General features: G+C 46.9%; 3 protein-coding genes. All 3 read left to right on the top strand.

Annotation, left to right across the window (positions count from 1 at the left end; genetic code table 11):
- Positions 1 to 175: 175 nt before the first annotated feature.
- The 3 genes from VXK47_RS19420 (at position 176) to VXK47_RS19430 (ending at position 5,776) form a co-directional block, all read left to right on the top strand.
- The gene (locus VXK47_RS19420) at positions 176 to 325 is read left to right on the top strand and encodes a hypothetical protein (RefSeq protein ID WP_435550445.1); all 150 of its coding nucleotides are present in this window, start codon (positions 176 to 178) and stop codon (positions 323 to 325) included.
- A 385-nt stretch (positions 326 to 710) separates the two neighbouring features.
- Positions 711 to 3,443: a molybdopterin-dependent aldehyde oxidoreductase gene (locus VXK47_RS19425; protein ID WP_435550446.1), complete on the top strand. Its 2,733-nt coding sequence runs from the start codon at positions 711 to 713 to the stop codon at positions 3,441 to 3,443.
- Positions 3,444 to 3,454: 11 nt separating this feature from the next.
- Positions 3,455 to 5,776 carry a pyridine nucleotide-disulfide oxidoreductase/dicluster-binding protein gene (locus VXK47_RS19430; protein ID WP_435550447.1) on the top strand — a complete coding sequence of 774 codons (2,322 nt, stop codon included), beginning with the start codon at positions 3,455 to 3,457 and terminating at the stop codon, positions 5,774 to 5,776.
- Positions 5,777 to 5,946: the final 170 nt, after the last annotated feature.

Genomic DNA, 5,946 nt, shown 5'->3' on the forward strand with positions numbered 1-5,946 from the left:
TTAATTCAAGTAAATAACTACCATTAATGAGTCAGGAATGCAAGTATAAAATGCATCTTTCTGAAAAATCTTCGTTTTACTTTTATTCAATATTTATCTTCAAATTCAATCGATTACCATTTGTCGGTCAAACACTATATATTCGGAAATGGAAGTACAAAGCTGTAATGATTATATGTCTGTGGCCCAGGCAGAAAATCTGGCCGTTGCGGATCCAAATCGTGACTGGAGAATACACCTTATTAGTCCGTTTAGCGAACGGCATTACCAGCGCCAGGGAGAATGCCATTGGGTGTTATATGAAAAAGGTGAAGGATTTGCATAACCTTTAAGTGTTATCCGGTTAACTTTTGTAAACAAAAAGTATGTTTATTTTAACAAACGGCTATCGAAACATTATTCCTGCAATCGCCACAAACAAAAAAATATCTGAAACATTGCGCCATTTTTGGATGTTTATTATTGACATAATCAGAAGCTTGTCCTAATGATAATTGTGTCATATGTCAACATTGGCATATTACACAAAAAAACCTGCTTTTTATTTTAATCGGCGGGAAAGAGCTTTCCTTCTTCTTACCGCCCTTTGAATTAAATGTTGCTCCTCGCTGAAAGTTTTTAGAAATTTTTCAATATTTACAAACACATAGCATTTAATATTACTTTTTCATCGTTAATATCTGAAAACTATTAAAAGGAGGAAAATTGGCATGATAATAAAGAACCTTAATGTTAACGGAAAAAAAATTGTGGTTGTGACTGATCCGGATGCCTCGCTGGCTGATGTCCTGCGTGGGCAACTATTACTGACGGGGACGAAAGTGGGTTGCAATGAAGGTCAATGTGGCGCCTGCAACGTTATTATGAATGGGAAGCTTGTTCGTTCCTGTATCACCAAGATGAAGCGAGTTCCCGATGGCGCTGCTGTTACCACTATTGAAGGAATAGGAACACCGGCGAATCTCCATCCGCTGCAATCGGCCTGGGTACTTCACGGTGGCGCTCAGTGTGGATTTTGCACCCCCGGCTTTATTGTGTCTGCTAAGGCCCTGTTGGATGAGAACTCCAACCCGACCCGGGAAGAAGCAAGAGACTGGTTCAACCAGCATAAAAATGCCTGCCGTTGCACCGGCTATAAACAGTTGGTGGATGCTGTCATGGACGCGGCAAAAGTCCTGCGCGGTGAAATGGGCATTGACAGACTTTCATATCAGCCCCCGGAAGACGGCAGGCTTTGGGGCAGCAAGTACCCTCGTCCCAGTGGAGTAGCCAAGGTTACCGGCACCTGGGACTTTGGGGCGGATAGAGGTTTGCAATTGCCTGCCGACACTTTACAATTGGCCCTTGTCCTGGCCAAGGTCTCCCACGCCAATATCATTTCCATTGATACATCAGAGGCTGAGAAGATGCCCGGGGTCTTTAAAATTGTCACTCACAAAGATGTCAGGGGCAGTAATAGTGTTCCTGCATTGATAAACATGCCATCTAACAAGGCCAATGCCCAGGATCGCCCAATTCTGTGCGACAGGAAGATATTCCATTATGACGACGTCGTTGCAATAGTTTGTGCGGATACTGAAGCCCGTGCTAAGGCAGCCGCTGAAAAAGTAAAGATAGAGTTAGAAGAACTACCGGTATATATGAATGCCCAGGCCGCTATGGCTGAAGACGCTATGGAGATTCATCCGGGGACACCTAACGTCTATTTCGTTCAAAAAATCGCCAAGGGAAATGAAACGGGACCGATTTTTGAGCAAGCTGATTACGTGGTGGAGGATGAATTTTATCATCAACGACATCCGCATATGCCTATAGAGCCTGATGTCGGCTTTGCCTACCTCAATGAAGAAGGTACGTTGGTCATTCACTCCAAGTCCTGTGCCCTTTTCATGAACTCTGCTCAAGTCTGCATGGGCATTGGGCTTGAACCGACTAAGCTGATTATGGTGCAGAATCCACCCGGAGGAGATTTTGGTTATGCGGCCACGATCACATCCCAGCCTCTTTTAGGCGTCGCCTGTCTTGCTACCGGCAGGCCGGTTTTTTTAAGATATGACTACCGGCAGCAGATGACTATGACCGGTAAGCGACCACCAACCTCTGCAAAATTGAGATTAGCGGCGGATAAAAACGGCAAACTCCTGGCCATGGAAGAAGACATTACAATAGGATATGGCCCTTACTGCGACCTGGGAGATTTAACTACCATGATGGGGACCCAGTATATGGGCGCAGGTTATCACATCCCGAATATCAGGGGGGAGGCTCGAACCGTCTATACCAATCACGCACAGGGCTGTGCCTTTAGAGGCATGGGTTCAACTGCGGTTGAGTTCTGCTCTGAAGTACTCATGGATGAACTGGCTGAAAAAATAGGTATTGATCCCCTGGAACTGCGTTATAAAAATGTCTATCGTCCGGGATCCACTACACCAACAGGCCAGAAACCTGATGTATACAGTCTGCCAGAAATGCTCGACATATTACGGCCGAAATATAAAGCGGCATTGGAAAAGGCCAAGAAGGAATCAACCTCCGAGAAGAAGCTGGGAGTCGGCATTTCCATCGGCATCTTTGGCTCTGGGTTGGGCGGTGTAGACGGTGCGGAAGCACGGATAGAGCTAATGCCCGACAACGGTGTTACAGTTTATGTCACCTGGGAATACCATGGTCAGGGGGCTGATATGGGGGTTTTGGGAACTGCCCACGAGGCACTGCGGCCGCTCGGCATGCCTCCTGAGAAGATCAGACTTGTGATGAATGATACGAGTATCACACCTCAGAATATGGGTTCCCTTGCCAGCCGCTCTCAGTTCGTAACCGGTCGTGCCATTCAGGTAGCGTGCGAGCTACTTTTAGATGCTATGCGCAAAGAGAATGGGACTTATCGCACTTATGAAGAGATGATAAAAGAAGATATTCCGGTTACACATACCGGTAGGTGGGCAAATCAATGTGATCATCTGGATGAAAACTGCCAGGGCAATGCGCTACGAGCCCACATGTACGGAGTTTTCATGGCGGAAGTAGAGGTAGATACAGGCATCGGCAAAACCAGAGTTCTGAAAATGACTATGGCTGCTGACATTGGGAAAATTAACAACAAGCTGGTGGTAGACGGCCAGCTCTACGGAGGGCTGGCGCAGGGTGTCGGGTTGGCGCTCAGTGAAGATTTTGAAGACATTGAAAGGCATTCTTCGATGGCTGGAGCGGGATTTCCCTATATCAAGCAAATACCCGATGATATGGAAATCATTTATGTGGAGACACCTCGAGAGGACGGCCCTTTTGGAGCCGGCGGCTGTGGAGAGCTGCCCTTAACCACTCCCCAAGCTGCCATCATAAATGCGATTAATAACGCTTGTGGGGTGAGGATTACCAAGTTGCCTGCATTACCAAAAAAGGTGTTGGCCGGTTTAAAGGCAACGAATCACCATCCTTAACAAACCTGATTATGGATCAAAAAGAACTACGGCTTCTTGAAAGCAGATGTATCCAGGAAGAACCGCCTGAATGTGCGGCTGCCTGCCCGATTCATATTGATGCCCGCGCCTTTATAGCAAATGTATCGCAGGGAAAATGGGAAGAGGCGTGGAAGATTCTAAGAAAAACCATGCCTTTTCCCGGCATCTTAGGACGTATCTGCGATGCGCCATGTAAAGAGCGCTGCAAACGCAGAGAGGCCGGGCAAGCGATTGAGATTGGGATGCTGGAGCGCGCTTGCGTTAAAACACAGGCGCCAAAGCAGCGAATATATCCTCTGCCCGAAAAAGACAAACGTATTGCAGTTGTCACAGGCAAGTTAAGCGGACTAACCGCAGCCTGGGACCTGTCCCGCAAGGGGTATAAAGTCACAGTATTTGAGATGGGCGCTGAACTTGGAGAAAATCTGCTTTCAATGCCAAAAGAAATATTACCGCACGATATGGTGAGAGAAGAAATAGATATCCTTTTCTCATTGGGTGTGGAAGCAGTACTAAATTCTTCCGTTGAGGATGAAAAATTTCTTGCAGATCTTTTGAGTCGTTTCGATGCGGTATATCTACCCCCACCCTGGCCCTCCCCCATCAATGGGGAGGGAATGGTCATGCCGGTTCAAGCACCTCCTCTCCCCTTGCGGGAGGGGATTGAGGGGAGGGGACGGGAAAAGCTTTTCTCGGAAGGCTTTTTGCATTATAACCCCAAGTCGCCGGTATGGCAGGCTGCCGAAGGCCGATGGGCGGCAACTTCCATAGATCGGTATTTACAGAAGGTATCACTGACGGCAGGAAGGGAAAAAGATGGTCCTTTCCCGACCCGCCTTTATACGAATATTGATAATGTTCCTTATGCTCTGGCGGTAAAGCCTCTGGATTCCGAATCAGGATATACCCCTGAAGAGGCGATACAGGAAGCAAGCCGATGTTTACACTGCGAATGCCTTGAATGTGTCAAGGCTTGTTCCTATCTTGATCATTTCGGTTCTTATCCACGAAAATATGCCAGAGAAATATATAACAACTCATCCATTGTCGCGGGGGCCCGTCAGGCCAATAAACTGGTCAATTCATGCAACCTTTGCGGTTTGTGCGAGACCGTCTGCCCGGAGAATTTTGCGATGCAGACACTGTGCCTTAAGGCGCGAAGAGACATGGTTCAAAAGGGCAAGATGCCTCCATCGGCTCATGAATTTGCTCTTCTTGATATGCAGTTTAGCAACAGCGACCAGTTTGCCATGGCCATGCATGAACCAGGTCATGAATCGAGCGCATATATTTTTTTCCCAGGATGCCAGGTTTGCGCCTCTTCCCCGGGAAAAGTAAAAAGCGTTTATGCCCACTTAAGACAAACCTTAACAGGCGGTGTAGGCCTGATGCTTGGATGTTGCAGCGCCCCGGCTTTTTGGGCCGGAGAAGAAGAGCTTTTTCAAAAGCAATCTTCAATGTGGCAAAGCAAGTGGGTGGATCTTGGCAGGCCGCAGATTATTTTAGCCTGTTCCACCTGCTATAAGATATTTAAGACATATCTTCAGGAGGCTCCCATAATATCGCTGTGGAGCATCCTGGATGAAACCGGCCTGCCTCATGATTTTACCGTTTTAAAAGACGCTGCGCCTCTTGCATTGCATGATCCATGCACTACACGATATGAATCTGCACTGCAAACCAATGTTCGTAATTTATTGCAAAAAATGGGGCAGCCTTTTTTGGAGCTTAAGGCAAAACGTGAACATGCAGAATGTTGCGGTTTTGGCGGCCTGATGCAAAATGCTAATCCTGATCTGGCAAAAACCGTTATTAAGCGCCTGGCCGGCCAAAGTTTGGCCGATTATGTGACCTATTGTGCTGTTTGCCGGGATAATCTTGCCGGAGCCGGAAAACGCACAGTTCATATACTGGATCTGATCTTTCGCGAAGACAGCGAACCTGATCCGGCTGCCCGCAAAAGACCAGGCTGGTCGCAGCGGCAGGAAAACCGTCTACGCCTGAAAAACAATTTGCTCAATGAACTCTGGGCGAAAGGCGGAGAAGATACAAAACAAAATGACAGAGTTGTTTTAAATATTTCTTCCGAAGTATGGCAGGTTCTGGAGGATCGCAGAATACTTGTAACGGATTTAGAAGAAGTTATCCGTCATGCCGAAACCGGCGGGCGGAAGTTTTTTAACCCCGATTCCGGGCATTTCAAAACCTCATTGAAACTGTATAATACCACTTTCTGGGTTGAATACATGCCCTCTGATGACGGTTTTACAATATATAATGCATACAGTCACCGGATGGTAGTTTCAGCGTGAAGACTCAGGAAACATACTTACCCCTCACCCTAACCCTCTCCCCCAACTGAGCATGTCCCATAACTTTTTTTCTGGACACAGTGATAGGGAGATGATAAAATTACCGCATGAAAATTTGCGGAAAAGATTTTAGCATGGATATTGTTAACCGTATTCAAACGGTGGTAGAA

The sequence above is a fragment of the Desulfobacterium sp. N47 genome (genome assembly GCF_051233685.1).
Classification (GTDB): domain Bacteria; phylum Desulfobacterota; class Desulfobacteria; order Desulfobacterales; family RPRI01; genus RPRI01.